General features: G+C 43.7%; 31 protein-coding genes and 2 tRNA genes. 23 read left to right on the top strand and 10 right to left on the bottom strand.

Features of this window, described 5'->3' with window-relative positions; genetic code table 11:
- Window positions 1-88 precede the first annotated feature (88 nt).
- Both CPG39_RS03490 and xth read left to right on the top strand, forming a co-directional pair.
- Entirely contained in the window at window positions 89-2,017 is a 1,929-nt protein-coding gene (locus tag CPG39_RS03490) for an ATP-dependent DNA helicase (RefSeq protein WP_096292046.1), read from the top strand.
- Between the two features lie 70 nt (window positions 2,018-2,087).
- Entirely contained in the window at window positions 2,088-2,855 is a 768-nt protein-coding gene (xth, locus tag CPG39_RS03485; protein ID WP_096294242.1) for an exodeoxyribonuclease III, read from the top strand.
- A gap of 114 nt (window positions 2,856-2,969) precedes the next feature.
- Here xth and CPG39_RS03480 read toward each other — a convergent pair whose 3' ends face one another.
- The 3 genes from CPG39_RS03480 to glnA form a co-directional block, all read right to left on the bottom strand.
- Window positions 2,970-3,422: a DUF4124 domain-containing protein gene (locus CPG39_RS03480; protein WP_013647844.1), complete on the bottom strand. Its 453-nt coding sequence runs from the start codon at window positions 3,420-3,422 to the stop codon at window positions 2,970-2,972.
- On the bottom strand, window positions 3,423-3,872 hold the full coding sequence (locus tag CPG39_RS03475; RefSeq protein ID WP_096294241.1) for a DUF4124 domain-containing protein: 450 nt from the start codon (window positions 3,870-3,872) through the stop codon (window positions 3,423-3,425).
- 197 nt (window positions 3,873-4,069) lie between these two features.
- Window positions 4,070-5,479, bottom strand: coding sequence for a type I glutamate--ammonia ligase (gene glnA / locus CPG39_RS03470; protein WP_096292045.1), 1,410 nt, complete (start codon window positions 5,477-5,479; stop codon window positions 4,070-4,072).
- 273 nt (window positions 5,480-5,752) lie between these two features.
- Here glnA and recQ point away from each other — a divergent pair, with 273 nt between their 5' ends.
- From recQ to CPG39_RS03445, 5 genes are all read left to right on the top strand, one after another.
- The gene (gene recQ, locus CPG39_RS03465) at window positions 5,753-7,555 is read left to right on the top strand and encodes a DNA helicase RecQ (protein WP_096292044.1); all 1,803 of its coding nucleotides are present in this window, start codon (window positions 5,753-5,755) and stop codon (window positions 7,553-7,555) included.
- A 132-nt stretch (window positions 7,556-7,687) separates the two neighbouring features.
- On the top strand, window positions 7,688-7,870 hold the full coding sequence (locus CPG39_RS03460; protein WP_096292043.1) for a hypothetical protein: 183 nt from the start codon (window positions 7,688-7,690) through the stop codon (window positions 7,868-7,870).
- A 313-nt stretch (window positions 7,871-8,183) separates the two neighbouring features.
- A complete protein-coding gene (locus CPG39_RS03455; protein WP_096292042.1) occupies window positions 8,184-8,414 on the top strand; it encodes a hypothetical protein in 231 nt (76 codons plus the stop codon).
- 282 nt (window positions 8,415-8,696) lie between these two features.
- A complete protein-coding gene (locus tag CPG39_RS03450) occupies window positions 8,697-8,978 on the top strand; it encodes a high-potential iron-sulfur protein (protein ID WP_172424074.1) in 282 nt (93 codons plus the stop codon).
- Window positions 8,979-9,097: 119 nt separating this feature from the next.
- Window positions 9,098-9,946 carry a GNAT family N-acetyltransferase gene (locus CPG39_RS03445; RefSeq protein ID WP_096292040.1) on the top strand — a complete coding sequence of 283 codons (849 nt, stop codon included), beginning with the start codon at window positions 9,098-9,100 and terminating at the stop codon, window positions 9,944-9,946.
- A gap of 229 nt (window positions 9,947-10,175) precedes the next feature.
- Here CPG39_RS03445 and CPG39_RS14455 read toward each other — a convergent pair whose 3' ends face one another.
- The gene (locus CPG39_RS14455; RefSeq protein WP_172424073.1) at window positions 10,176-10,316 is read right to left on the bottom strand and encodes a hypothetical protein; all 141 of its coding nucleotides are present in this window, start codon (window positions 10,314-10,316) and stop codon (window positions 10,176-10,178) included.
- A 675-nt stretch (window positions 10,317-10,991) separates the two neighbouring features.
- Here CPG39_RS14455 and CPG39_RS03435 point away from each other — a divergent pair.
- The 15 genes from CPG39_RS03435 to CPG39_RS14665 all read left to right on the top strand — a co-directional run bounded on the left by CPG39_RS03435 (window position 10,992) and on the right by CPG39_RS14665 (window position 19,274).
- Window positions 10,992-12,293 (top strand): tyrosine-type recombinase/integrase, encoded by a 1,302-nt coding sequence (locus CPG39_RS03435; protein ID WP_096292038.1) that lies wholly within the window; start codon window positions 10,992-10,994, stop codon window positions 12,291-12,293.
- Between the two features lie 53 nt (window positions 12,294-12,346).
- Window positions 12,347-12,622, top strand: a complete 276-nt coding sequence (locus CPG39_RS03430; RefSeq protein WP_096292037.1) for a BrnT family toxin — start codon at window positions 12,347-12,349, stop codon at window positions 12,620-12,622.
- A complete protein-coding gene (locus CPG39_RS03425) occupies window positions 12,600-12,887 on the top strand; it encodes a BrnA antitoxin family protein (protein WP_013647833.1) in 288 nt (95 codons plus the stop codon). The genes CPG39_RS03430 and CPG39_RS03425 overlap by 23 nt, the downstream gene beginning before the upstream one ends.
- Window positions 12,888-12,896: 9 nt before the next feature.
- Entirely contained in the window at window positions 12,897-13,184 is a 288-nt protein-coding gene (locus CPG39_RS03420) for a HigA family addiction module antitoxin (protein ID WP_096292036.1), read from the top strand.
- A gap of 110 nt (window positions 13,185-13,294) precedes the next feature.
- On the top strand, window positions 13,295-13,681 hold the full coding sequence (locus tag CPG39_RS03415) for a hypothetical protein (protein ID WP_096292035.1): 387 nt from the start codon (window positions 13,295-13,297) through the stop codon (window positions 13,679-13,681).
- Between the two features lie 102 nt (window positions 13,682-13,783).
- Window positions 13,784-14,398, top strand: a complete 615-nt coding sequence (locus CPG39_RS03410) for a hypothetical protein (RefSeq protein ID WP_096292034.1) — start codon at window positions 13,784-13,786, stop codon at window positions 14,396-14,398.
- 94 nt (window positions 14,399-14,492) lie between these two features.
- Window positions 14,493-14,789: a helix-turn-helix domain-containing protein gene (locus CPG39_RS03405; RefSeq protein ID WP_231990382.1), complete on the top strand. Its 297-nt coding sequence runs from the start codon at window positions 14,493-14,495 to the stop codon at window positions 14,787-14,789.
- A 2-nt stretch (window positions 14,790-14,791) separates the two neighbouring features.
- Window positions 14,792-15,361 carry a hypothetical protein gene (locus CPG39_RS03400; protein ID WP_096292033.1) on the top strand — a complete coding sequence of 190 codons (570 nt, stop codon included), beginning with the start codon at window positions 14,792-14,794 and terminating at the stop codon, window positions 15,359-15,361.
- A gap of 52 nt (window positions 15,362-15,413) precedes the next feature.
- Window positions 15,414-15,791, top strand: coding sequence for a hypothetical protein (locus tag CPG39_RS03395; RefSeq protein ID WP_096292032.1), 378 nt, complete (start codon window positions 15,414-15,416; stop codon window positions 15,789-15,791).
- Window positions 15,781-17,265, top strand: a complete 1,485-nt coding sequence (locus CPG39_RS03390; RefSeq protein WP_096292031.1) for a DUF3631 domain-containing protein — start codon at window positions 15,781-15,783, stop codon at window positions 17,263-17,265. The genes CPG39_RS03395 and CPG39_RS03390 overlap by 11 nt, the downstream gene beginning before the upstream one ends.
- A 1-nt stretch (window position 17,266) precedes the next feature.
- On the top strand, window positions 17,267-17,542 hold the full coding sequence (locus tag CPG39_RS03385) for a hypothetical protein (protein ID WP_096292030.1): 276 nt from the start codon (window positions 17,267-17,269) through the stop codon (window positions 17,540-17,542).
- Between the two features lie 16 nt (window positions 17,543-17,558).
- Window positions 17,559-17,924 (top strand): hypothetical protein, encoded by a 366-nt coding sequence (locus CPG39_RS03380; protein WP_096292029.1) that lies wholly within the window; start codon window positions 17,559-17,561, stop codon window positions 17,922-17,924.
- 124 nt (window positions 17,925-18,048) lie between these two features.
- Window positions 18,049-18,273 carry a hypothetical protein gene (locus tag CPG39_RS03375; protein WP_096292028.1) on the top strand — a complete coding sequence of 75 codons (225 nt, stop codon included), beginning with the start codon at window positions 18,049-18,051 and terminating at the stop codon, window positions 18,271-18,273.
- 209 nt (window positions 18,274-18,482) lie between these two features.
- Complete coding sequence (locus tag CPG39_RS03370; protein ID WP_096292027.1) at window positions 18,483-18,968, top strand: hypothetical protein; 486 nt, start codon at window positions 18,483-18,485, stop codon at window positions 18,966-18,968.
- A 12-nt stretch (window positions 18,969-18,980) separates the two neighbouring features.
- Entirely contained in the window at window positions 18,981-19,274 is a 294-nt protein-coding gene (locus tag CPG39_RS14665) for a hypothetical protein (RefSeq protein ID WP_231990381.1), read from the top strand.
- Between the two features lie 472 nt (window positions 19,275-19,746).
- On the opposite strand, the gene CPG39_RS03360 is transcribed toward CPG39_RS14665, so the two are convergent.
- The 3 genes from CPG39_RS03360 to CPG39_RS03350 all read right to left on the bottom strand — a co-directional run bounded on the left by CPG39_RS03360 (window position 19,747) and on the right by CPG39_RS03350 (window position 21,174).
- Window positions 19,747-19,822: transfer RNA gene (locus tag CPG39_RS03360), tRNA-Phe, on the bottom strand.
- Between the two features lie 66 nt (window positions 19,823-19,888).
- Window positions 19,889-19,965, bottom strand: a tRNA-Arg gene (locus CPG39_RS03355).
- A 453-nt stretch (window positions 19,966-20,418) separates the two neighbouring features.
- Entirely contained in the window at window positions 20,419-21,174 is a 756-nt protein-coding gene (locus CPG39_RS03350; protein ID WP_096292026.1) for a DUF1499 domain-containing protein, read from the bottom strand.
- Window positions 21,175-21,449: 275 nt separating this feature from the next.
- On the opposite strand from CPG39_RS03350, the gene CPG39_RS03345 reads away from it, so the two are divergent.
- Window positions 21,450-21,644 (top strand): hypothetical protein, encoded by a 195-nt coding sequence (locus CPG39_RS03345; RefSeq protein ID WP_096292025.1) that lies wholly within the window; start codon window positions 21,450-21,452, stop codon window positions 21,642-21,644.
- 143 nt (window positions 21,645-21,787) lie between these two features.
- Here CPG39_RS03345 and CPG39_RS03340 read toward each other — a convergent pair whose 3' ends face one another.
- The 3 genes from CPG39_RS03340 to CPG39_RS03330 are packed head-to-tail and all read right to left on the bottom strand — an operon-like array spanning window position 21,788 to window position 24,811.
- Window positions 21,788-22,990: an ABC transporter permease gene (locus CPG39_RS03340; RefSeq protein ID WP_096292024.1), complete on the bottom strand. Its 1,203-nt coding sequence runs from the start codon at window positions 22,988-22,990 to the stop codon at window positions 21,788-21,790.
- The gene (locus CPG39_RS03335; protein ID WP_096292023.1) at window positions 22,977-23,660 is read right to left on the bottom strand and encodes an ABC transporter ATP-binding protein; all 684 of its coding nucleotides are present in this window, start codon (window positions 23,658-23,660) and stop codon (window positions 22,977-22,979) included. The genes CPG39_RS03340 and CPG39_RS03335 overlap by 14 nt, the downstream gene beginning before the upstream one ends.
- A gap of 2 nt (window positions 23,661-23,662) precedes the next feature.
- Complete coding sequence (locus tag CPG39_RS03330; protein WP_231990380.1) at window positions 23,663-24,811, bottom strand: efflux RND transporter periplasmic adaptor subunit; 1,149 nt, start codon at window positions 24,809-24,811, stop codon at window positions 23,663-23,665.
- Window positions 24,812-24,867 lie beyond the last annotated feature (56 nt).

Raw genomic sequence — 24,867 nt, 5'->3', positions numbered from 1 at the left:
TCCTAATTAGCGTAGCCTTATCTGAAGATATTATTTCCACTCCATTGTGATCCGCTCCTAGCTCTGGAATTCCGGCAGATCTGATTTTATGCTTGATATTGATTCCATTTTCTCATCTGATGGCGTACTTTCCAATCACATCAAGGGGTATCGTGCGCGTTCGCAGCAATTGGAAATGGCGCAGGCCATTGCAGCGACAATAGCCAAAAATCAAGTTCTGGTGGCTGAAGCAGGTACTGGAACCGGCAAAACTTTCGCCTATTTGGTGCCCGCTTTGTTGGCGGGGGGTAAAGTGATCATTTCCACTGGAACAAAAACACTGCAAGACCAGTTGTTTAATCGTGATATTCCAACTGTGCGTGCAGCGCTTAAAATACCGGTTACGATTGCATTGTTAAAAGGACGAGCAAATTATATTTGCCATTATCACTTGGAAAGAAGTCTGCAAGACACACAGCTGAGCTTTGTTAATCGCGATGAGATCCAATATCTACAGAAAATAGAACGCTACGCCAATATCAGTAACAGTGGTGATAAAAGCGGTCTTAATGAAGTACCCGAAACGGCTGCCATTTGGCAGCATGTAACGTCAACCCGGGATAACTGCCTGGGTTCCGAGTGCCCCAGCTATAAAAAATGCTTCGTGATGGAAGCGCGCAAACAAGCATTATCGGCGGATATCGTGGTGGTGAACCATCATTTGTTTTTTGCGGATGTTATGCTCCGGGATGAGGGCTTGTCGGAATTACTGCCCGCCTGTAATACGGTCATTTTTGATGAGGCGCATCAATTACCGGAAACGGCCAGCCTGTTTTTTGGCGAATCGATCAGTACCGGGCAATTGCTGGATCTTGCACGCGATGCCAGAGTGGAAGCGATTCAAGCGGCTGAAGATTTTGTGCCGCTCCCGGAAGCTATTACCGCCATGGAAAAAGCGGCACGCGATTTGCGCTTAACCATCATGGAAGACAACACGCGGTTATCTTTGCCAGCAATCAATCAACACTCGAATTTCAATGTTGCGCTGGATAAGCTGCTGGAACAGTTGCTTGATCTGGTGAAGCAACTGGAGAGTCAATCAGAGCGATCTGAAGGATTGGAAAATTGCCGTCAGAGGGCTACCAATCATTTATACCTGATTCAGCGCTGGCGTAGTGAAACAGAAATGCGAGATCATGTGCGTTGGGTTGAAGTTTATCATCATGCCTTGCAGCTTAATGCAACGCCGTTATCGATTGCCGAAATCTTTCAAAAACAGATGATGACATCGCCACGTGCCTGGATCTTTACTTCAGCAACCCTGTCGGTTAAAAAGGATTTTTCTCATTACAATAATGAAATGGGGTTGAATACAGCGCAAACCGCTTGCTGGGATAGTCCGTTTGATTTTTCTACACAGGCACTGCTTTATGTGCCGATAGGCTTGCCGGAGCCGCAGCATAAAACTTATATTGACCAGGTTGTTCAATCGGCCTTGCCGGTATTACGCGCCAGTCGCGGACGCGCTTTTTTCCTCTGTACCAGTTTACGTGCGATGCAACGGATTTATGAGTTATTACAGAATTCTGATGATTTCAGCGCTTTTCCGTTGTTACTTCAGGGTCAGGGCTCGCGCTCATATCTATTGGAGCGTTTTCGCAAATTGGATAATGCGATTCTGGTTGGCAGTCAATCTTTCTGGGAAGGGGTGGATGTGCGAGGGGATGCGTTGTCTTTGGTTATCATTGATAAATTGCCGTTTGCGCCTCCGGACGATCCGGTTTTATCGGCGCGAATTGATAAAATTAATAATGAAGGTGGCAATGCGTTTATGCAATATCAATTGCCTCGCGCAGTTATAAATTTGAAGCAAGGAGCCGGGCGATTGATCCGGGATGAAACAGACCGCGGTGTTTTGATGATTTGTGATCCGCGTTTGACAACAAAAGCTTATGGCAAGCAGATATGGCAAAGCCTGCCTCCCATGAAGCGTACCCGGGATTTGGCAGAAGTCGAACGCTTCTTCCATACTGATTAAAGGAACTGCGATGATAGTGATGCTTCATTATCTATTGCAAGTAAGGCTGAGGTATAAATAATTTATGGTTATGAAATTGGCAACATGGAATGTTAATTCCCTCAAAGTACGCCTCCCGCAGGTAATTGACTGGTTGGTAGCGCATCAACCCGATGTGTTATGTCTGCAGGAAATAAAATTAATCAATGAAAATTTTCCGATCAATGAAATAAAAGCTGCAGGCTATGAATCCGTCTTCGCGGGGCAAAAAACTTATAACGGTGTGGCGATACTGAGTAAACGGCAAGGAAGCAATATAGTTACTGCAATCCCCAGCTTGGCTGATGAACAGAAAAGGGTAATCGCTGCAACTTATGGAGATTTGCGTGTGATTTGCGCCTATGTGCCCAATGGCGAAAATGTTGAGTCGGAAAAATATGAATATAAACTATGCTGGTTGCCAGCTTTTACTCAATGGCTGAAGCAGGAACTGATAGATTACAAGAGATTGGCAGTATTGGGCGATTTCAATATCGCACCGGAGGATCGGGATGTCTATGATGCCGAACTTTGGAAAGGGAAAGTACTGTGTAGCGAACCCGAACGTTCTGCTTTCGGAAATATGCTCAATTTAGGTTTGGCTGATAGCTTCCGCTTGTTTGAACAGCCTGAGAAATCCTACACGTGGTGGGATTACCGGATGATGGCGTTTCGTCGAAATCAGGGATTGCGGATCGATCACATACTCCTTAGCGAGGAGCTTTGCAACGCATGTGTGACAAGTACGATTGATAAAGCGATGCGCAAGCTTGAACGTCCTTCGGATCATGCGCCCGTTTTGGTGGAGCTGGATTGCTAATTGGATGTTTAATTTTCCGGGTTTGATTTCTCGCTGTCTTGCGGGGAGGGGCTTTAAGTGACACGTAACACATTCCCGAGGCAATTGAGACATGAACGGAAAAAGCATGATCACTTATCTGATTTTATCAGGCATTTTGCCTAAGTCATTTTTCATTAATTCCAGATTTTTCTCGCGTGCGCTGATTTCTTCTCGCAGGCGATCTACGCGATTAAGGTATCTTTGGTAATTGCGTTCACTGCCCAAGCGGTCCGGCATACCGTCTTTATACTCGCTTTTTACTTCATTAAGCTGCGCTTCTTCCTCGGCAATTTTATTTTGCAGTTGTTCGCGTTGCTCTCGAAGTTTCATGGATTCTCTGCGCTTCGCAATTCGATCTTCAACTTCACCGGTATCTACAGGTGGAACGACAATAATCGGGGGCAAATCGATACGTCTGGAGTCGTTGGAAGGAATATTCGAATAGGTCACGTTGCCATTCTCATCGATATGCTTATAGACGCCGGCATAAGATGATAAGCTAGAAAATAGAGCTAATGTAATGAACAAGAAGTAATTTCTTGGCATTTACCGACCTAATTCTTTTTTTAATGCCGCGACGTTTCTTTGGTGCAGAAGCAATTTATTTTTTAGCTTTACAGTCCTTTCCTGAGAATTATTCTTAAACTCAGGCTTGTTGCGGATCTCGTCCAAGAAATTCTGTGTTTCAGAAAAGAGTTTTTCTTCGGCAATGAGTTCTTTTTGTAGAATCTCACGCCGCATGACATCACGGTTTTTTTGGGTTGTATCGTTTACGCGCGGAAGATTTAAATCTGAACTTGGTTTTGACTGACTGGATTTTGTATTTCTCGAAAATGAGGCAATGGAAATCTTTTCTGCATTAGAGACGCGGCGATTCGTGAAGGTAATATTGCCATCTTTATCGACATACTTATATATCTCAGAGCCGGCCATTGCTTGCGGGAAGCCAATGGGTAAAATAAAGATCAATAGAATTAAGAGCGTTATAGTTTTCATATTTTGCTGAAAGAATATTGATGACAATATCAACTGCCTGATTAGTTTATCAAAATTATCTTTGTTGAAAAGCAAAAAAAGAACTGCCAAATTCTCTTTATTACACGGCTTAATCGGTGCTGGGTTATAGGCGTTATCCTATAAGTAATTAATACCGTTTGGTATATTCAGCTTCTTAAGTTTGTGAATAATGAAAATTATAAGCTGTAATACAAATCGAATTCAATCGGATGTGTGGTGGTACGTAATAATTTGACTTCATCCATCTTCAATTGAATGTACGCATCGATCAAATCATTGGAGAATACGCCGCCCCGAATCAAAAAATCCCGATCTTTATCCAGACATTCCAACGCTTCATCCAGCGAAGCGCAGGCATTAGGCACCTTGGCAGCCTCTTCTGGCGGCAGGTCATAAAGATTCTTATCCATCGGGTCGCCGGGGTGTATTTTATTTTGGATGCCATCCAAACCAGCCATCATTAACGCAGTGAATGCCAGATAAGGGTTTGCGGTCGGATCGGGAAAACGAACTTCTATGCGTCGTCCTTTGGGGCTGCTGGTATGGGGAATACGAATTGCGGCTGACCGATTGCTGGCCGAATAAGCCAGATTGACGGGTGCTTCAAATCCGGCAACCAATCTTTTATAGGAGTTGGTGCTGGGATTGCAGATGGCGTTGAGCGCTTTAGCGTGTTTGAGGATACCACCGATATAATACAACGCGATTTCGGATAAACCCGCATAACCATTGCCGGAGAATAAATTCTTACCGTCTTTCCAGATCGACTGATGCACATGCATGCCGGAACCATTATCACCCACGATCGGTTTGGGCATAAAAGTTGCTGTCTTGCCGTATGAATGCGCGACATTATGAATCACGTATTTAAGGATCTGATTCCAGTCCGCGCGCTTCACCAGACTATTAAAGCGTGTGCCTATTTCACATTGACCTGCGGTAGCTACTTCATGATGATGAACTTCGACACCCACACCCATTTCTTCCAGGGTCAGGCACATGGCGGAGCGGATATCCTGCAGCGAATCTACGGGAGGAACCGGGAAGTAGCCGCCTTTGACAGCAGGACGATGACCGATATTACCGCTTTCGTACTTGATTGACGAACTCCAGGCCGCTTCTTCAGATTCTATTTTGACCGAACAACCGGACATGCCGGTATGCCAGCGTACCGAATCGAATATAAAAAACTCAGGTTCCGGTCCGAAATAAGCCACATCCCCGATGCCCGTTGACTTTAGGTAAATTTCCCCGCGCCGGGCTAATGAACGCGGGTCACGACTATAGCCTTTGCCATCGGCAGGCTCGACCACATCACAAGTAAGCAGTAATGTGGGTTCATCCATGAATGGATCCATATTCGCGGTATCAGGATCAGGGATCAATAACATATCGGATGCCTGAATTCCTTTCCAACCACCAATCGATGAGCCGTCAAAAGGATGTCCATCGTCAAACTTATCTGCATCAAAGTTATGTGCAGGCAGGGTGACATGATGTTCTTTTCCATTGGTATCGGTAAAACGCAAATCAACAAATTTAACTTCATTGTCTTGAATCAATTTCAGAACATCAGCTACCACCATATTCGTTTCTCCAAACTAACATCACAAATTTTATAAATAAAGACACCTTCATGGAATTATACCAGTACAACCGCATGAATAATTTGAAACGGCATTAACAATTGTTATCAAACCGATTGAATGAAAATAAACTTACCAGTAGCTGTGCCTGCATCCCGGTGTAGTATCATGAAAGTCTTTATGATTCTTAGAAAAGCAATTTACAGACAATGTAAATTACAATCATGCCTTGATCGGGTTAATTAGTGGGAATTTGCAGCAATTCTATTTGGAATGTCCGAAGCGCTTAATTTATTGAAGGAAGTTTTTGGTTATCCGGCTTTTCGCGGGCAGCAAGCGGAAGTCATTGCGCACCTTGCCGGTGGAGGCGATTGCCTGGTGTTGATGCCAACCGGTGGTGGCAAGTCATTGTGTTATCAAATTCCGGCGTTATTACGCAATGGTGTTGCTATTGTCGTGTCTCCCCTTATTGCTTTGATGCACAATCAAGTCACTGCATTGCACGAAATCGGGGTACGCGCCGCAGTGCTGAATTCTTCATTATCCCAACAAGAAGCTATTCTGGTTGAGCAGAAGCTTTTAGCGGATGAATATGATTTGCTGTATGTGGCGCCTGAGCGCTTGTTGACTGCGCGGTTTCTGAATCTGATGACACGTATTCCGATTGCGCTGTTCGCGATTGATGAAGCACACTGTGTTTCGCAATGGGGACATGATTTCCGTCCGGAATACATTCAATTATCGATTTTACACGAGCGTTTTCCTGCAATTCCGCGTATTGCATTGACAGCAACCGCCGACATGGATACGCGTAAAGAAATCATTGAGCGGCTTGGGTTGAATTTAGCTAAAGTATTTGTCTCAAGTTTTGATCGCCCGAACATTCGGTATCAGATTATCGATAAAACTAACAGTCGTTCCCAATTGTTGGCTTTCATCCAGGCGGAACATTCGTCGGATGCTGGGATTGTATATTGCCTGTCACGTAAAAAGGTGGAGGAAATCACTCTTTGGTTGGTGAAGCAGGGTTTGAACGCTGTGGCCTATCACGCCGGCATGAGTATGCAGCAGCGAAGCCTGAATCAGGAAAAATTTTTACGCGAAGAGAGCATCATCATGGTTGCCACGATTGCGTTCGGTATGGGAATCGATAAACCCGATGTGCGTTTTGTCGCGCATTTGGATTTACCGAAGAGCATCGAGGGCTATTATCAGGAAACCGGCCGTGCTGGTCGTGATGGACAAGCAGCCAATGCCTGGATGGCGTATGGTCTTGGCGATGTCATTCAACAGCGGCGTATGATTGAAGAATCCGAAGCGCAGGTCAAATTTAAGCAAGGCGCTGCACGCAAACTGGAAGCCATGTTGTCGTTATGCGAAACGACTACTTGCCGTCGTATTCGCATGCTAAGTTATTTCGGTGAAAGTGTTGACACTGCTGCGGGGTGCGGAAATTGCGATATTTGCTTAAATCCGCCTAAAGTTTGGGATGCCACGGTGGAGGTACAAAAGGCAATGTCGTGTGCTTATCGTACGGGGCAAATTTTCGGCGCAGGTCATTTAATTGACGTTTTGCGCGGCAACCTGACCGATCGTGTAAAAGAATGGCATCATGACAAAATCAGTACTTTTGGGATCGGGAAAAACCTGCCTGAAAAAACCTGGCGGGCGATATTTCGCCAAATTGTTGCGTTGGGTTTACTGACGCCGGACAGTGAAGGGCATGGTGCTTTGCATCTTACTGAAGCCAGCCGTGCTGTACTTAAAGGGCAGCAAAACGTATATTTACGTCAACAAACCAGAACCGAGCAATTATCTAAAAAGCGCCATGGCGATGATTTAACACCCTTGGATTCAACCGAGCGCTATTTGTGGGAACAGTTACGGTCATGGCGGGCAAAGACAGCCAAAGAGCATGGTGTTCCGGCTTATGTGATTTTTCATGATGCCACGTTGCATGAATTGGTGCGTTTATGCCCGAAAACAGAAGATGAATTGAGTCAAGTGACAGGTGTCGGTGCACGCAAACTCGACAAATATGGCGTTTATTTAATGCAAATACTGCGTGGCGGGTAAGCAGATAAAACATCTGCTGATATGGCATTAGTGAGTGATATCGATGGCCAAGTGCTTGGAAATTTTTTCTGTTCTGTTATATACTCAAACCCTCAAAATAAATATGGTAAATCTAAATAAGGAAATTAAGTGATGAAACTGTCAATTTTTACTGTAGTTCTACTAGCTTTCTTAACTGCTTGTTCAAATGCCGATATGGGTGATCCAAATGCCAGTGCCGATGACTGTCAATTTGGAATAGATGGTAATGGTAACTGCCTTAAAGAAGGACAAGATCCACGCCCTTACGGTGGTACCAGCAAGCCTGGACATTGATCTCCAAGTATTTTAATACTGAAACAATCTCATTAGAATGAGAAAAAAACCGTCCCAAGAGGCGGTTTTTTTCTGCACCGTTTTCCTCTCAAGTTCCGAAGTGACGTAAAATTTCAGTCGGTAAATATTTGTCAATTTTCTATCTGATGAAAATGACATAATTCCCCTTGTGAGCTCATTTCCGGGTCGAATTTACCTGTATGTAAGTTTTGCAAAACAGAATTTTCATCTTCATACTTCCTTCATCGGATAAATTTAGCTTTGATTTCATGGAGGTGAATGAATAGCACAAAGCAAACGGGGAAACGCGTTAATGCGTTCACTTGGCTGCATTACTAGCCATCGCGTATTATCATCTGGGGAAATGCCGATTAATTCGGGGAGCGAGATGGAGTATGAGGCGCACGAAACGCAGCAACCGAGACATATCACCAAAATAGGTGAGGGAGCGAGTGCCGCGCAACGAAGTGATTCGCTCGAGCAGCCCTCCCCAGGCTACCGCAATACACTTCAATCCAGTCCTTGCGCCACTGGCCGGTATTAAGTGGGTGTGGCTAAAAGTCATATTCCGCCAGACCTGATATTGTTGAACGTTTTTTGAGTCTTTTACAAAATAAAAACTCAGCGTGAGTTTATGTTTTTTCCGCTAATTAAATATGAGAAAGTCATTTGAACAAATGAAACATACATCGACTCTGGTTTCTTTATTAATGTTTGCTGCCGTACAGATAATTTATTTTAGGTAGATATCCTTATAAACCTAAACCATATGTTTTGATTGTTGTGTAAGAGAATTTCCATGATAACCTGTTCGAAGGAGGATACTATGATGAGACATTTTCAGAAAAAATTCTCACGGCGCAGAATAATGAAATTTATCGCACTGGGAACCACTATCCCTCTTTTCAATATCTTGATGAATTACGCTCATGCGTCTAAAGCTTCAAAGGAATCAATGCAATACCGGGATGAACCAAACGACAAAGAGCAATGCAGTAATTGCATGCAGTTTATTCCAGGTAAGACACCTGAAGCTCAAGGGGAATGTAAAGTCGTTGAAGGGAGCATTAATTCCCAGGGCTGGTGTGTTGCATATACCAAAAAATAGGGATTGAAGGTTCTAAATATAATTGAAGATGTATTGCTTATATTGATGATAATAAGCATGTTTAGCGATATAGTGGATACGCCTTCGCTGGATCTTTGTTCCTAGGTATAAAAGAATTAATGGACAGCGAATATATTATCCGGCCAATGATGCAAAATGAGATAGATTTTGCTATCGAATTGGCTGCTATTGAAGGTTGGAATCCTGGTTTACATGATAGAGATTGCTTTTATGCTGCGGATAGGGATGGTTTCTTCATAGGCCTACTTAACGGTCAACCTATTGCCTGTCTATCAGCGGTTAAATACAGCGATTCGTTTGGGTTTATGGGACTTTATATTGTTAAAAAACCATATCGTGGACAACAATATGGTTTTAAGCTTTGGCATGCTGGGCTTAATTATCTCAAAGGGTGCAATATCGGTCTGGATGGGGTGGTTGCACAACAGGATAACTATAAAAAATCCGGCTTTCAGGCAGCATACCGCAATATTCGCTATCAAGGATTAACAGGCGGACAATTTCCATGTAATCCGGAATTGATTGAACTTGCAAGAATTCCTTTTGCGCAAATATGTTCGTATGATTCAGCATTTTTCCCCGCTGATAGAGCTAAATTTCTAAGGTTGTGGCTTACTCAGCCTGAGAGCATTGCTTTAGGGATTATTCAGAGTAATCAGATTATCGCATATGGAGTAATTCGCCCTTGCCGCGTAGGGTATAAAGTTGCCCCGTTATTTGCTGATAATCCATTGTTAGCCGAGACTCTATGGTTGGGATTACTTGCTTCTGTAAAGGAAAATCAACCGGTATTCCTGGATATTTGTGAGAATAATCCCCATGCGCGAGCTTTAGTTGAACGCCATGATTTGCAGATTGTTTTTGAAACATCGAGAATGTATACCAAGTATATGCCCGCACTGGATTTTGAGCGGATGTATGGGATCACCAGTTTTGAACTAGGTTAATCTATATTGTTTGTATTACCAAACCACCTTGCGGAATTCTTTCAAGCGACATTGCATGAGGAACTCTCCAATGATTTAGAATCCTTGCAAAGAGACCGAGAAGTGGGCCTTATTTTTGGGACAGATAACTTAGGAGTTATTTTCTTAACCATTGATCTGCTTTCCGCAATTTACTGGGTTCATAACTGTGGCCGGTATAGCGATCCAGCGCTTTGGACAAAAAATCATTCTACATAGTCAATTGACCAATCTTCGTCTGTAACGACTGAACTTCCAACCTTCTATCCGGCGCCAGTCGCTTACCCGCTGCAAAAATTTCGCTGCTGTTCTCAATCAACTGTTTCTCCAGTTCACGATCAGATTGCTCCATATTGTTGAGAGAGCTCAGTCAGCGACTGATTACTCTTGATCGCAGTCAATGCAACTTTTGATTTAAATTTCGATGAATGATTTCTACGTTTCTTGCTCCTTTTCTGCACTCATTTATCGATAAAAATTATCATACAGAAAATAAAACCTTAGCATAGCCATTCAGCTGCCCGAACTTTTCGGGACCACTTCAAGTTTCGGTAGTATTGGCTTTTGTGATTTTGAGCTAACAATGAAGCGGGTAATTTACCGGTAATTGAGAAGAGAAAAATTCACGAAAATTCGAGAAGTATTGGAGTTAGATTAATGAGCGGAACTAACTTGACCTTAAGCAAAATAATTAAGTCCGGCGAAAACACTTAAGAGGTCAATCCAGTAATGGTTGCCATATAGTTGCAATATAATCCCCGCGTAACCCCATAAGAAAATTACTATTGGGGTATATTAGGTAACTTATTGTTTTATTTGGTGGCCAAGGGCGGAATCGAACCACCGACACAAGGATTTTCAGTCCTCATTAAATGCCGTTTATCGGTGTTGATCGCTATTCAAATAATTATTATTTTCTTTAAAAAACAAATAAGTTACAGAATATTACCTATTATTAGTGTTGATTGGTGTTCCGTTATTTTGATATTATTTCCTTACACCAGCCTTACACGGGAAATAATCAAAAATGAAATGGGATAACTTCACTTCCGAACGAGTCGCATCATTCAAGTGCAAACCAGGGGCAAAGCAATCTATCTTCTGGGATGGGAAACAGTCCGGCTTGGGATTGCGAGTTACCGCCAGCGGTACAAAATCTTACATATTCCAAACTGAGCTACACGGCAAAACCATGCGTATAACCATCGGCAACTATCCAGCGTGGAGTATCTCAGACGCACAAACCGAAGCAGCCCGACTAAAAGTTAAGACCGATCAAGGCATAGACCCGCGTCAAGAAGCAGCAGAAGAAAAAGCGGCAAAACAAGCCTCAGAAGCAGCTAGGAAAGCGCAGGAAGCGCGTGAAATCGTTACAGTAGGTCAAGCATGGGAAGAATATGTGACTGCCCGCAAGCCGCTATGGTCAGAGTTGCACATACGCGACCATGACAAAGTTATGCAAGCCGGTGGCGATGCACGCAAACGAAGCAAAAAACTGACAGAGCCTGGATCACTTGCCACACTTGCTAAAATTCGACTGGTAGACTTAACGCCAGAATTAGTGACTGAGTGGGCACAGACCGAAGCCATGACCCGACCGACACGCGCACGGCTTGCTCTACGATTATTAAGAGCTTTTCTGAATTGGTGCGGAAGACATTCAACGTATAAAGCCATTGTGACAAGCAATCCAGCACAGAATAATGATGCCCGAGAGAGTCTGGGCAAGGCTAAGGTTAAGCACGACGTGTTACAGCGCGAGCAATTGCTCGCATGGTTTAAGGCAATCAAACAAATTCAGAATCCCATCATATCCGCATATCTGCAAACTCTTTTGCTGACTGGCGCACGCCGCGAAGAAATCGCTTCTTTACGCTGGCAGGATATAGATTTTCAATGGAATAGCTTAACGATTAATGACAAAGTAGAAGATTTTAGAGTCATTCCGTTAACACCTTATGTGGCTAATTTGCTATCCGCACTCACGCGCCGCAACGAATGGGTATTTTCAAGCCCTACCGCTGCAAGTGGCCGCTTAACCGATCCTTCCATAGCGCACCGAAAAGCATGTGCAATAGCTGGATTGGATTTAACTTTGCACGGATTGAGGCGTTCTTTTGCCAGTTTGTGTGAATGGATAGAAATGCCCGCAGGTATCGCCGCACAAATTCAGGGACATAAGCCGCAAGGAGTTAGAGAACAAAACTATATACGCCGTCCACTTGATTTGCTGCGCATGTGGCACGTCAAAATAGAAAGCTGGATATTGAAGGAAGCAGGGATTAATTTTATACCAACACAAGCAGGATTGTGTGTTGTAAAGAAATAAACATAACTACAAATAATTCTTGACTTCGATAATAAACATAACTACATTAATATATGAAAGTGATTTGCGATGCTGCCAAGGATGCAATAAATAAGGAAAAGCATGGTGTATCACTGACTGAAGCGGTATTCATTGATTGGGATGATGCGCTGATATGCCAGGACATGCGACGCGAGTATGGGGAAATTCGCATGATTGCCTTAGCGCCAATTGGAGAAAGATTATATTGCGTAGTTTATGTTGATCATGAAAATAACCGGCGAATAATCAGCTTGCGCAAGGCCAACAACCGAGAGAAAAGACATTATGCAAAAGTACTTAACGACTAAATCAGGGCGGAAGATTCTGCTCAATACACCGGAAGAAGATGCGCAGATTACAGCAGCCGCGCTTACCGATCCGGACAATCCACCTTTAACGGATGAAGAATTGCAACAATTCAAGCGAGCACGCGGAAGGCCACAAGGGAGCGGAAAAAAAGAGCAAGTAACACTCCGCATAGATACTGAAATTTTGGAGCAATTCAGGGCAACCGGTAACGGCTGGCAAACACGAATTAATGACGCGCTACGGGATTGGATAAAGCAGCATTAATTAGAAAACATGAGCAGAATGCACAACCCAGCACACCCAGGCGAAGTTTTAAGGGATTGGCTACCGGAACGTATGACCATTACCCAAGCCACCATGGAATTGCAAGTTTCCCGCGTCTTGCTATCCAAGGTGTTAAACGGTAAAGCTGGAATAACCGCCTCAATGGCATTACGTCTTTCTGCATGGCTTGGCACAACACCTGATGTATGGCTGGGAATGCAAACGCAATGGGATTTATGGCAGGCAAAGAAACAACCGAAACCGGATTTTAAACCGCTGAAACGATTACCAGCATAAAACGAAGCAACACCGCCACCTGACGGAATCAGGCAAAAGCGGGGTTATCAAGTGTATGGCACAAGATAAACCCCTAACCACAACGCAACACTTTAAAGGAGTGTCACATTATGGCTAATGAAGATTCTACCGCAGAAGTACAAACCAATGGCATTAAAGGGGTATGCGATACCAATAATATAATGATGGAATTATGGGATCGGGCAGCGCCAACTTTAACTAAAGAAGAATTGAGGTGGTTTGCTGGGGCTACCGATCTTGCTGAAAACGCAACAATTTCATTACAAAAAACAGTTATTGGTATTGGCTGTTTAGTTAACGAAGATGAATCTGGTGGTAATTTTCAATCTATCGATGATGTACCAGATTTACTTTTTCATATTCAACATTCTCTAGACCAAATTCGCACTCTTTATGGCATTGCAAGAAATGCTGATAGTCGATTAAAGCACTTTGAGAAATATCGTGGTTTAGATGAAATCAAATCAGTTAAGTAACATTTAAAGATTAACCACCCCTAGCCCGACGGGGCGAATAGCGGAGACCTTCACCGCCTGGGGTGGTGTTTGTTGAAGGGGATACTTGAAGGAATAAATGAAATGAAGATCACGGCAGAAAAATTTCGAGAAGCTAGAAAAAAATATTTAGAAAGCCTTTCACAGGAGGACAGAGAAGAAATCGAAAGAAGAAAAAGAAAGGCTGAAATTGAATCAAAAAAAAGATGGGAAGAATTAAAGGAAGTATTCAAACCAATCCACAAATTGTATGAAGACAATTTACACCATATAAAAGCTAGGGACATATTAAAGGATGCTATACAAGCTGCAATTGATAATCCGGACATGACACCTGAAGTTAAAGAGTCAGGAGAATTGTTTATTCTTCTTTTGGAAGAAACCGGTGATTCATTTAAATATGATTCTGATGCGGTTATGGAGCCTGTCGTAAAAATTGCGAGAGTGGAAATCCCCAGCAAAGGGGGATTAAAGCGCGCAAAAAATGACCCAAGAAGCATAGCACTTAAAGAAATTGAAAATGAAGCAATATCCAGAGCGGAACAATTTAAAAGGCATGGTTATCAAGCTAGTTTTGTCAGAGAAATGTTAGATAAATACCGGGGCGTATTATCGGACGACAAAGCAATCATAAGCCGCTTAAATAAATTGAAGAAAACCGACAAAATTAGGAATTGCAGAAAGAATAATCACTTATAAATACCCATCAGCTAGCTTGTTTACCCTCCAGCAAGCTCATCCGTATCAAATCGAGTAGCCCACAAATACTATTTCATACCATCAACTCGCCGCAATGGCAATCCCGCCAAGGCGAATCGTTTATAAAGGACGAATGATGGAGCAGCAAATTTCACATATACATGCAGCATCCAATGTCTCGGTTGCGCTTGATCAACTTGCGAAACTCGCTATCGGACGGGATCACATCCAAACTGATGAAATAGCCAGAGTGACCAATCACAAACCCCAAACCGTAAGAAAAAAATATTGCTTAACCGGTGAATACTTCGGAATCAGGCCAGTAAAACTCGGCAATCGCTTGCTTTGGCCGGTCGCTGATATTGCCAAGCTGTTAAACGGAGGTATTTAATCGTGACTACTGATAACTTCCAAGCAATCAAAGCAAAGCTCAATGCTGTATTGACCAGCAAGGAAAAGATACAGCTAAAGGCGAACGAAGCAGACAGCCATGCGAGCGAAATTACTCGAAATATTAATAATCTTGAGACTTCCTACAGGCAACTTGAAAAGAGGGTTGTTTTGGGAGAAATCGAGTTTTCCGATCTGGATAAACCGAGACAACAAATTGAAGCAGAGCGCGGAAAGCTGGAATCTGCTAAACGACTGGCTGACTTAGCGCGTGAAGCTTTAAATGAAACTGATCAAGAGATTAACCAATTGAAGCAAGACACGAAAGTTGCTAGAAGTCAATATTGTATTGCTCGACGTGACGCTATCTTTAGAGAAATCCAGAACGATAAGAAACTTAAAAGCAAATTGTTGGAAGCCATAGCGGCCTTTTCGGTTAATGGTCACATTCCTTATTCCAGCGACTTCAGTACTTTTATTAAGCAGTTTTGTACAGAAATATTGCCCCAGGCTACTCAATCAGAAGTTACAGAGGCGGCTGAAAAGTTTATTGAAAATAATAAATTTGATTGATGTGGAGATCCCGCCAAATAGCCTTTGAGCGGGATTTACTGAGGAACCTGAAATGAAAGCAAATTCTATCATAAAGAAATACCCGCCGTACGGTCGAATATTGGATGATCTAAGGCGCAAAGGGTTGGTGCCGGTCCACAGAATAGTAGTGTCCACTGACTGGAAGCTTGGTGCAGCTTTCCCGCGTATTGTCATTCCTGCTGATGCAAAAATTGACCAATTAATATTTGCTTACTTGGCGGGATTATCGGTTCAAATCGTACATCATAACGGACAAGAAAAAATAGTTAAGGCACTCGTTCAAAAAATTCTCGACATTAACCCGAAAGTTTTAACGGTTTTCAATTTTGACATAGCACAGGAAAATGATCAGAGATATTCAGCGTCTACCTTGATCCACCCGGCTTGGGAGGTCATCAATGGCTTTTGAAACTATCCCAGCTACACAAGAGCAGCAAGCTGCATTTGCTGATCAATCTACTGAAACCATGCAAGAGACACTCGCAAGATTGGCGAAACTGCACCCGATGGAATACGACCGAGTGCGCATTGAAGAAGCAAAAAGGCTTAAATGTCGCCCGGCAACTTTGGATTCATTGGTTAAAATAGAACGCAAAGATACCGCCACTGATGAATCCCTTGTCGAACAGACCGAGCCTTATCACTCAGCGGTCGACTTGGCGGATGTATTAAACGAAATCAAGGCGGTATTCAATCGCCATGCAATTCTGCCACCTCATGCTGATATTGTAATGCCATTATGGTGCGTTTTCAGTTGGTTTATTGAGGTCGTTTATTTTGCGCCGCTGCTGATAATTCGTGCACCAGAATCCGAATGCGGAAAAACCACAGTAAAGGATATTGTTGAATTGTTCGTGCGCCGCCCACTACCAAACGAAGGTGTGAGCATTGCTGCCATGTTTAGGGTAGTGGAGCAGGAGCAACCCACGCTATTACTTGATGACGCGGATAGTTGGTTATTACGTGACCCTAACGATGAACGGCACAGCCTGATAAATAGCGGACACAAGCGAGGCGGTAAGGTGTTGCGATGCGTTGGCGATAACCACGAGCTTAAAGCCTTCAAAACATTCTGCGCGAAGGTATTGGCATTTATCGGAAAAAGCAAAGACACACTGCATAACCGATCAATTGAGATTGTGTTGCGACGAAAAATGGCGGGAGAACGCATACAGTCATTGCGAAATATTGACCGCTCAAGCATTAATCTAATTCGCTCAAAATTAGCACGAATAGAAATTGATTATTCATCGGTAGTTGCCAGTGCAAAGCCATCGCTGCCCGCTGGCATTGATAACCGTGCAGCCGATAACTGGGAACCGTTGCTTGCCATTGCAGATATTGCAGGCGTGGAATGGGCTGAACTCGCTCGTAAGGCAGCACTTGCTTTGAATAAAGACAAAGAGACAGTAGTCTCCACAGGTGCGGAATTGTTGGCGGATATACAGCAGATATTCGAGAACAAGGGTACAAATAAAATCCGCACGGCTGATTTAGTACAGGCACTTTGTGATGATACCGAGGCTGGATGGCAAACCTATAATCATGGTCGACCAATCAGCCCCCGACAAGTTGCCAAGCGTTTAGCTGAGTATTCGATCAGACCGAAAACTATTCGCTTTGGATATTCTGACACTCCGAAAGGTTACGAGTTAGAGCAGTTTCAAGATGCTTTTGCACGATATCTTCACACCCCTCCGGAAAATGGCATTTTATCCGCCACAACGCCACAACCAAGCAACCACAAGGCTTTTAGTGTTGCGGATAATCCGCCACAAAATCCATCCGCAACACGATCCGCAACGCTGGAACCCGCATCACATAACGATTGTGGCGGTGTTGCGGATAAAACACCCCTAACCCAGAAATGCATAAGGATATGAAATGGACAACAAAGTGATTGATATTTCGCAACAACTAAACGAATCCAGAGAAGAAGATAATCGCTTACATGGTGTTATGCACAGTAAAACTTATTCAGCGGTTCAATTTATTGGAAACGTGACCAATGAAGACAGCGCTGTTCATATAGAAATATACGAAGGCAGTTCATGTATTAACACTGGTTTAAATATCAGTTTTGGAAAAGAAAGCAGAATGATTATGCTGACCGGAAAAGAAGCTATCAAACTGGCTAAAGATATTCTGTCAGCAACTTAAGAACAGCGAGATTTTGATGAACGCTATCGAAATAATAAAAGAACTTAGGGGACAAAACTTCACGGTTAAAGCTGACGGCGATTATCTTGAATTATCGCCACCCGAGAAAATAACCGAAGAGTTAATCCAACGATTACGAAAGCACAAACCGGCAATCATTGCGGAATTGAAACGGGAAGAACGACGCAAAAAAGTATTGGCGATACTGGCAGACAATCCCAGCACATCAAGGGCAATCATTGCCGATGTGGATAGCGATCCGGACAACGTGATTCTAACCATAGCAATCCGCAATGTAGCAACATTTGAGATGCAAATACCCAAGGATAAATATGATGCTTTCACCTTACTTGAATTAATCGAAAAGGGATCACTGCAATGATTAAGAAGCCTGCCAGCGTGATTGATCTAATGGCTTGAAGGTAATCGAAACGTGAGAATGTTGAGTTTATTAAGGCACTAGAAGAAACTATATAACCGCTAAATGAAAAAGGAGATTGTGAACTATGAATAATGATTACGAAAACTTAACATGGCCGGAGAAAATAGTTATTTCCTCTGCACATAGATATACCAAGAAGCATGGGGGTGTAATTTGGAAAATAAAATATGTTGATTTCATCGAAGATCGAATTAGTTTGCTATCAATTCCAACCGAAGAAAATAAAGTGATTGATGAATGGAGCGGTAGCGGGCATGAATTTATGGAGAAGTTTGTCAATATAGAATGAAAGCAGGACAGCAAACATACTTTAATTAATATAACATATTGATTATTATGTGTTTTATAGGTTCCTCTGTGGCTTTATACCGTCGAGGGTGATTCAGGCCCCATCATAATTCTAGCGGAGCATTTTTTATACTTGGTTGCTAATATCTTACTAAGGTTTTCATTATGAGAATATGTGACTTATCCCAAGGCTTGGGAATATCGCGTCAAATGGTTGTGAAATTAAAAAAACGCGGAATGCCTACTGACAGCTTACAGGCTGCTATTGCATGGCGTGAATCAAACATTGATCCGTTCAGATCAAAGAGCGGCAGGATTGGCGGTAATACCGGAGTTAAATATCAATATGCAGAAGTTAACAAAAGTAGTTTCACAGGGAAAAAAATATGCAACGAAGCAGAGTTGAAGGTTTTTGAAGAGACAGTAACGGAAACTATACCCAATTTATATTTTGAAAGAGTCGACTGGCTTGCAATGGCCTTGAAAGATGCCGGGGTTCGAGTAACTGGCGCGCAAGTGATAGAAATCCAAGATAATCTATTTGTGTCATATTTGGAAGAATTAATATATGGACGTTTCCAAATTAATCGATATTTTGAGTTGCCCCCGCTTTCCTTAATGAAACTTGATAGTCCAGAACGAAAAGCAGTGATTGCATCATTAGATAAGATTTTAAGCGAAGAATTGACGCTATAGAATCAACCACAAATGATTATTTTTAAATCAAGGAGGACTAATACTTCAAACGATATACAAAACACAGCAGATCACTCAGGACAGCTATTCATTGACTTATTAAAAGGACGCACGCAAATGACAAATGGACTTAATGGATTCATCTTGACCTTAAGACAAAATTGTAGCTTAGGAGGAAAGGGGCAACTCATTTCTACGCATGCAACGCTTAATGAAGCGGTAGAAAAAGCGCATAGTATGCAAACACCGCTTTCTAATTTTCAAATCAAAGATATTTTCCAAGACCTCACCTACACTGCGAAATAGAGGCGTTACCCAATGCCCGTCTTTATGGCGGGTTTTTATTTAATCCAAACACATCATGTCAACATCAAAGTAGTTGACTCGTTATTGAAATTACTCGCTCATAGCTTTATCAGTTAGTCAGTCATTCAGGCCATGTTGATTGGTAACTGACTCATCCAGTACGCACCTTTTGGCATTCACAAAGCCATGCGTACTGGTTTTTTATTATGAATTATCTGTAACGTAGAAAATTATCAGTGTTTGGGATAACCAGAGAAACTCTGACGAATTCCCCTGGCATCTTTCATAAAGCGTGATGTTGTGCTCTTGCTTTATCGGCAGATAAGAAAATAACTGTAGTGAAAAAAGAAAATTTAATGACTGACTACTTTTCGTTGATCAGTCATTCACAGGAATTTCTTACACCAGCCTTACACGATACCTAAGAGACAAAAAGCACTTAGGGTTTTATTTGATAACTTATTGATTTATTTGGTGGCCAAGGGCGGAATCGAACCACCGACACAAGGATTTTCAGTCCTCTGCTCTACCGACTGAGCTACTTGGCCATTTGAGTAATGACTAGAAAACAGATAATTCCGTATATTGAATTGTAATAAGATTATTCAATCAATTGGCGCGCCCGGCAGGATTCGAACCCACGACCCCTTGGTTCGTAGCCAAGTACTCTATCCAACTGAGCTACGGGCGCTTAAGTACAATCTAATTATTTCCAGTTTGTTAAGCAACCGGAGGATTATATCAGATTGAAGCAATCACGGGATTCGAAGTTGCATTTCGCTACTGTTTCGATGCTTTCAAACTGAAATCGACTAGGCCGATTGTTTTTCTACAAATCATTACAATTTCATTTTGCGGGGGCGATGATGGTGTATTTGGCAGGTCTTGTCAAGATCAAACTTCATCCACGCTGATTTTTAACAGGCTATCAAACCATTGAGAAACTATTTGTATCGTTTTAGAATATGTGAGGCCTGGATTTCTACTTATCCTGACATTAGTTTTGGTTTCTGCAAAATCCCAAGGTTAAGAGTAGTAATTAAGAAAATCGTGTATCTGCATTCAATGTTACCAGCCTGAGTGTGTTGTGTACTGACGAGAGCCATTGATTATGAATACTTCACTCTATAATTTTCTTATGTTGCTACTTGACGTTGTTAAGTTCATGCAAGAACGCTTTAATGCGCGTAGCGTTGGTCCCCATATCGCTGATTCCGATACGAGAGGCGGAGCGCATATCAACGATCGTTTTATTTGCTTTAGCGGAAACGCGAATCACAATATCATCCTTAAAACCCATAAACCGGGTTGTAGCGGTTGCTTCGATGATACCGTCCTCGGCAGAGACTGCTATGATTTCCCAGTCACACGCTTTGGCGAGCGCGACAGCCTCGGTAAAAACTTGACTCGGATCTTTATTGATCAGCAAAGAACCAAGATTGGGATATCCCGCTTGCTGAAGTTCAGTTAGATTAGCGGGTGTTTTCCGGTCTAGCGGATTGTGTTCCGCTGTGCGCAAAGTAAGTATGGCTGCAAAGTCAGGTGGGTTTTGCAGATCAGTGGTGATATCATGAATAGGGGGTACTTTATATCCCGCTTGAATGGTGAGAAAAACGGGTGCCGCAACTGCAAGGCCAAGTGTCAGTCCAGCAAGCGCTGAGAGCATACCTGTTACTTTAGTGTCGACTGAGGTGATAATGGCGAGAATGCTAACAACGGCAGAAAGTATGGCCATCATGCCAAGTGCTGCTCCGCCAATAAGAATTATCAATGCCACTTGGTAGTTCATTATGCCAAAACGATATCCCAGGACAGCGACAGCAGCAATAGCTGCAGACAGACATGCGTGCTTGAAACTCCAACGTGCGAACTCCGAGCGCTCCTTTATTTGTTCTTTCATTTTTATGATCATCTTGAATTAACCCTGATTCAGAATTATAGCAGCCGTATCCCATCGATCGATTGCATTTCAGAAATTGGTAAAATACTTGCACTGCTCTTACGTTTACAAGAGCCAAAGTAGGCTGCAAACCATCGCAGCAAAGCAAGTACATGCATACCAGGATTTTATATGGATAAATTTACTCTCGAAAAATTTTCAAATATTGAATAATAATTTCATATCCGTACCTTGATTGGATTAAGCTAACGACTTGTGTATAGGAGAGCAAAAATATGACGACAAAATATTTGTTTCTAGCCGGACTATTTTCAGTTTCGGTTCTGACTGCTTGTAATGAACCCAAAAGAACGCCCGATGGGCATTTGATGGATAGACCGAAAATGTCGGCCTATGGACCGGATGATGTTACAAAACATGATACCGATGCTTCTGATGAGAATGGTAAATCAACCAAAGAAAAACCGTGATTTTTACAAGGATTAACAACTGGATCACATTAAATCAGATCCAATTTCGCTGGCCAGTATGTCGGGATTGCGAGTGGTTGATAACAAGCTTGGGATGATGGCTTGCCAGCGAACAAAAAATAAAATGGAACGTGCTATTAAAGTTATTTCTTTCCCAGTGCATTTACTGCATCCAGTTGAGCTGCTTTACTGGCAGGCAGTATGCTGGCTAGAATTCCGGTTATTAATGCGACCATAATCCCTGCGATAGTTGCCCATGCCGGTGGCCAGGCGGGAAGCTGCGGTAATGCCAGACGTAGCATCAAGCTGCCGAATTGGCCTAACAGAAACCCTAAAATAGCGCCTACCATCGACAACAAAATCGCTTCGGCAAAGAACAGGCGGCGGATATCGGCGGAGGTTGCTCCGATGGCTTTCAGCAGGCCGATTTCTGCGGTGCGTTGGCTGACCGCAACCAGCATGACATTCATCACTAAAATACCGGCAACAATCAGACTGATCGCGGCAATTCCCGCGACCGCCATGGTCAATGCTTGCAAAATGCGATCAAAGGTCGAGAGAATGGCATCTTGCGTAATCACGGTGATATCTTCTTCTCCATCGTGACTTTGTTTCATGGTTGCTAGCACTGCTTGTTTTGCGGGTTCGATTTCGTTATGGCTCTTGGCTTCAATCAGGATGCGGAATAGTGAAGTCGTATTAAACATGGTTTGTGCATAGTCAATCGGAATAATGACAATTTCATCGGTATTGAATCCCATGGTTTCACCCTGCGACATCAGAACACCGGAGACTAGAAATCGGCTGTCGCCTAATCGAATGCGCTGCCCGACAGCTTGCGTGCGAGGAAAAAATTCATTGGCTATTTTTGCACCGAGAACAATTTGGGCATTGCTCTCAGTGCCCTGCGCCATGAAATTTCCTTGTGCTAGCTTCATATGCCGGATAGGTATCAGATTGGCGTTACTGCCTAGCACGGTCACAGCGCGCAAGCGATTGGCAGCAGATAGCTCTGCTTCACCCACATTGAGCGGTGCATAACGCCGCACTTGCGGCAAACGGCCGATCAATTGCGCATCTTTTAGGGTGAGGTCACGTGGTGTTTGACCTAATACTGCACCCAGGAATGAACCCGAGGTTTCCGCCCGCCCGGGTAACACCACCAGCAGATTGGTTCCGATGGAAGAGAACTGATTGATTACATAATTTCTTGCGCCATCGCCCAAAGCTGTCAATATCACTACCGCGGCTACCCCTAAAGCCATCGCGAGTACGATCAGCAATGAGCGGAGTCGATAGCTCAACACTGTTTTAAATGAGGTTTGTAATGTGTCAACCAGCGTCATCGGCTTGATCCGTTAGAATTTTTCCATCTCGCATGCCGATCTGACGATGCGCACGTGCGCCTAATTCCCGGTCGTGCGTGACGACAATCAATGTGGTCCCCCGATGATGCAAATTTTCCAATAGTGCCATAACTTCAGCACCGATCTGATGGTCCAGGTTTCCGGTAGGCTCATCCGCCAGGATAACGCTGGGTTGCATGATGGTTGCACGCGCAATCGCCACACGCTGGCGCTGGCCACCAGAAAGCTCTGCCGGTCGGTGTTGCGCGCGCTGTTTCAATTCGAAGGCCTGCAGCGCCTCATTGACACGTATTTGCCGTTGCTCAGAAGGCATGCCGCTGAGCGTTAACGGCAGTTCGATATTTTCTGCAGCGGTCAAGCGCGGAACCAGATGGAACGATTGAAAAACAAAGCCGATTTTTTCACGGCGGATTTGTGCCTGTTCAGTTTCTGATAAATCGGTGACGCGCTTTTCATCCAGTTCATAACATCCGCTATCAGGCTTGTCGAGTAAGCCAAGAATATTCAGCAATGTGGATTTTCCCGAGCCGGAAGGCCCCATAATTGAAACGTACTCTCCTGAAGCGATTTGCAGATTGATGTCATTCAATGCATAAACCATTTGATCACCCATATGGAATGTACGCGTTATGGCAGTCAGGCGTATCATGATTATTGCGGTTTGGGTTGTACGGCAACACCCGCTTTGATGTTGTCTTGATCAAAAGACATCAGAACTTGATCACCTGCTTTCAAGCCGCCGCGGACTTCGGTAAAGCTCCAATTGCTCAAACCGGTTTCCAGTGATGCTTCGGCTAACCGATGATTGTCATCCACCTTCCAGACTTTATTATTTTGCCGGATGGCCTGCGTCGGAATACGCACTACATTTTCCTTGCGTTCAAGGATCACCTCTACATCGGCACTGTAACCCACCAGCAAAGCATCGGCAGGGATATGCAAAAAATCCACTTCGATATCCACGGTGCGTGCCTGTTTCTCGATCTCAGTGACATAGGGCGCAATGCGTCGTATTTTTCCCGGAAATATTTTCTCAGGCATGGCATCGAGCGTGACACGTGCTTCCTGTCCCACCCTGATTTTGGGCGCATCGACTTCATCCATTGGCGCGGTGACATACAGGCAATTGTCGTCGATCAGATCAATTGTCGGCGGGGTAGGGATGCCAGGTGGTGAGGGCGTAGTGAATTCACCCAGCTCACCGGAAATTTTTCCAATTACACCGGAGAACGGGGCCGTGATGATGGTGCGGTCAATTCCGGCCTGGGATACGTGGATCTGCGCTTCGGCGCGCTTGATGTCGGAAATGGCCGCTTCGCAACTGGCCTGACGGGAACGTGCGTTGGCATGAGCATCGTCGAACCGCTGCGAACTGACAAAGCCTTGTTCCACCAACTGTTGCGTACGGATTGATTCACGCTGAGCATTCTCCGCCAGGATGCAGGTTTCGCGGCGCCGTTCCTGCGCCATGGTGAGTTGACGTTGCGCCAGTTCGCGCTGCGCTTTTAAATCCTGATTCCATAGCTCCAGCAAAACCTGTCCTTTTTGCACATGATCACCTTCTTTTACCCGGATTTTTACAATCTTCCCACCGGTTATGGGTGCAAGATTGGATCGCTGGCAGGATTTGACCGTCCCTGCACGCGTGTTGACTATCGTGGCTTCCACATCGCCTGTGGTGATGACGGCCAAATCCACTTCCAATGGTTTTGGCCGGGTGTAATACCAGCTTGCAAGCGCAATAGCACTTGCCACGGCGATAAAAACAACCAGGCGTAGCACTTTGTTAACAGATCGCATCGTAAGAAACATTGTGCGAGTGAGCAGGAAATGTCATTGTGTTGTGTTTCATTGCA

Origin of the sequence: Nitrosomonas ureae, assembly GCF_900206265.1 — a bacterium.
GTDB lineage: Bacteria > Pseudomonadota > Gammaproteobacteria > Burkholderiales > Nitrosomonadaceae > Nitrosomonas > Nitrosomonas ureae_C.
Note: the sequence above shows the minus strand (reverse complement) of the source record. Positions and strands in the feature narration are given on the sequence as shown.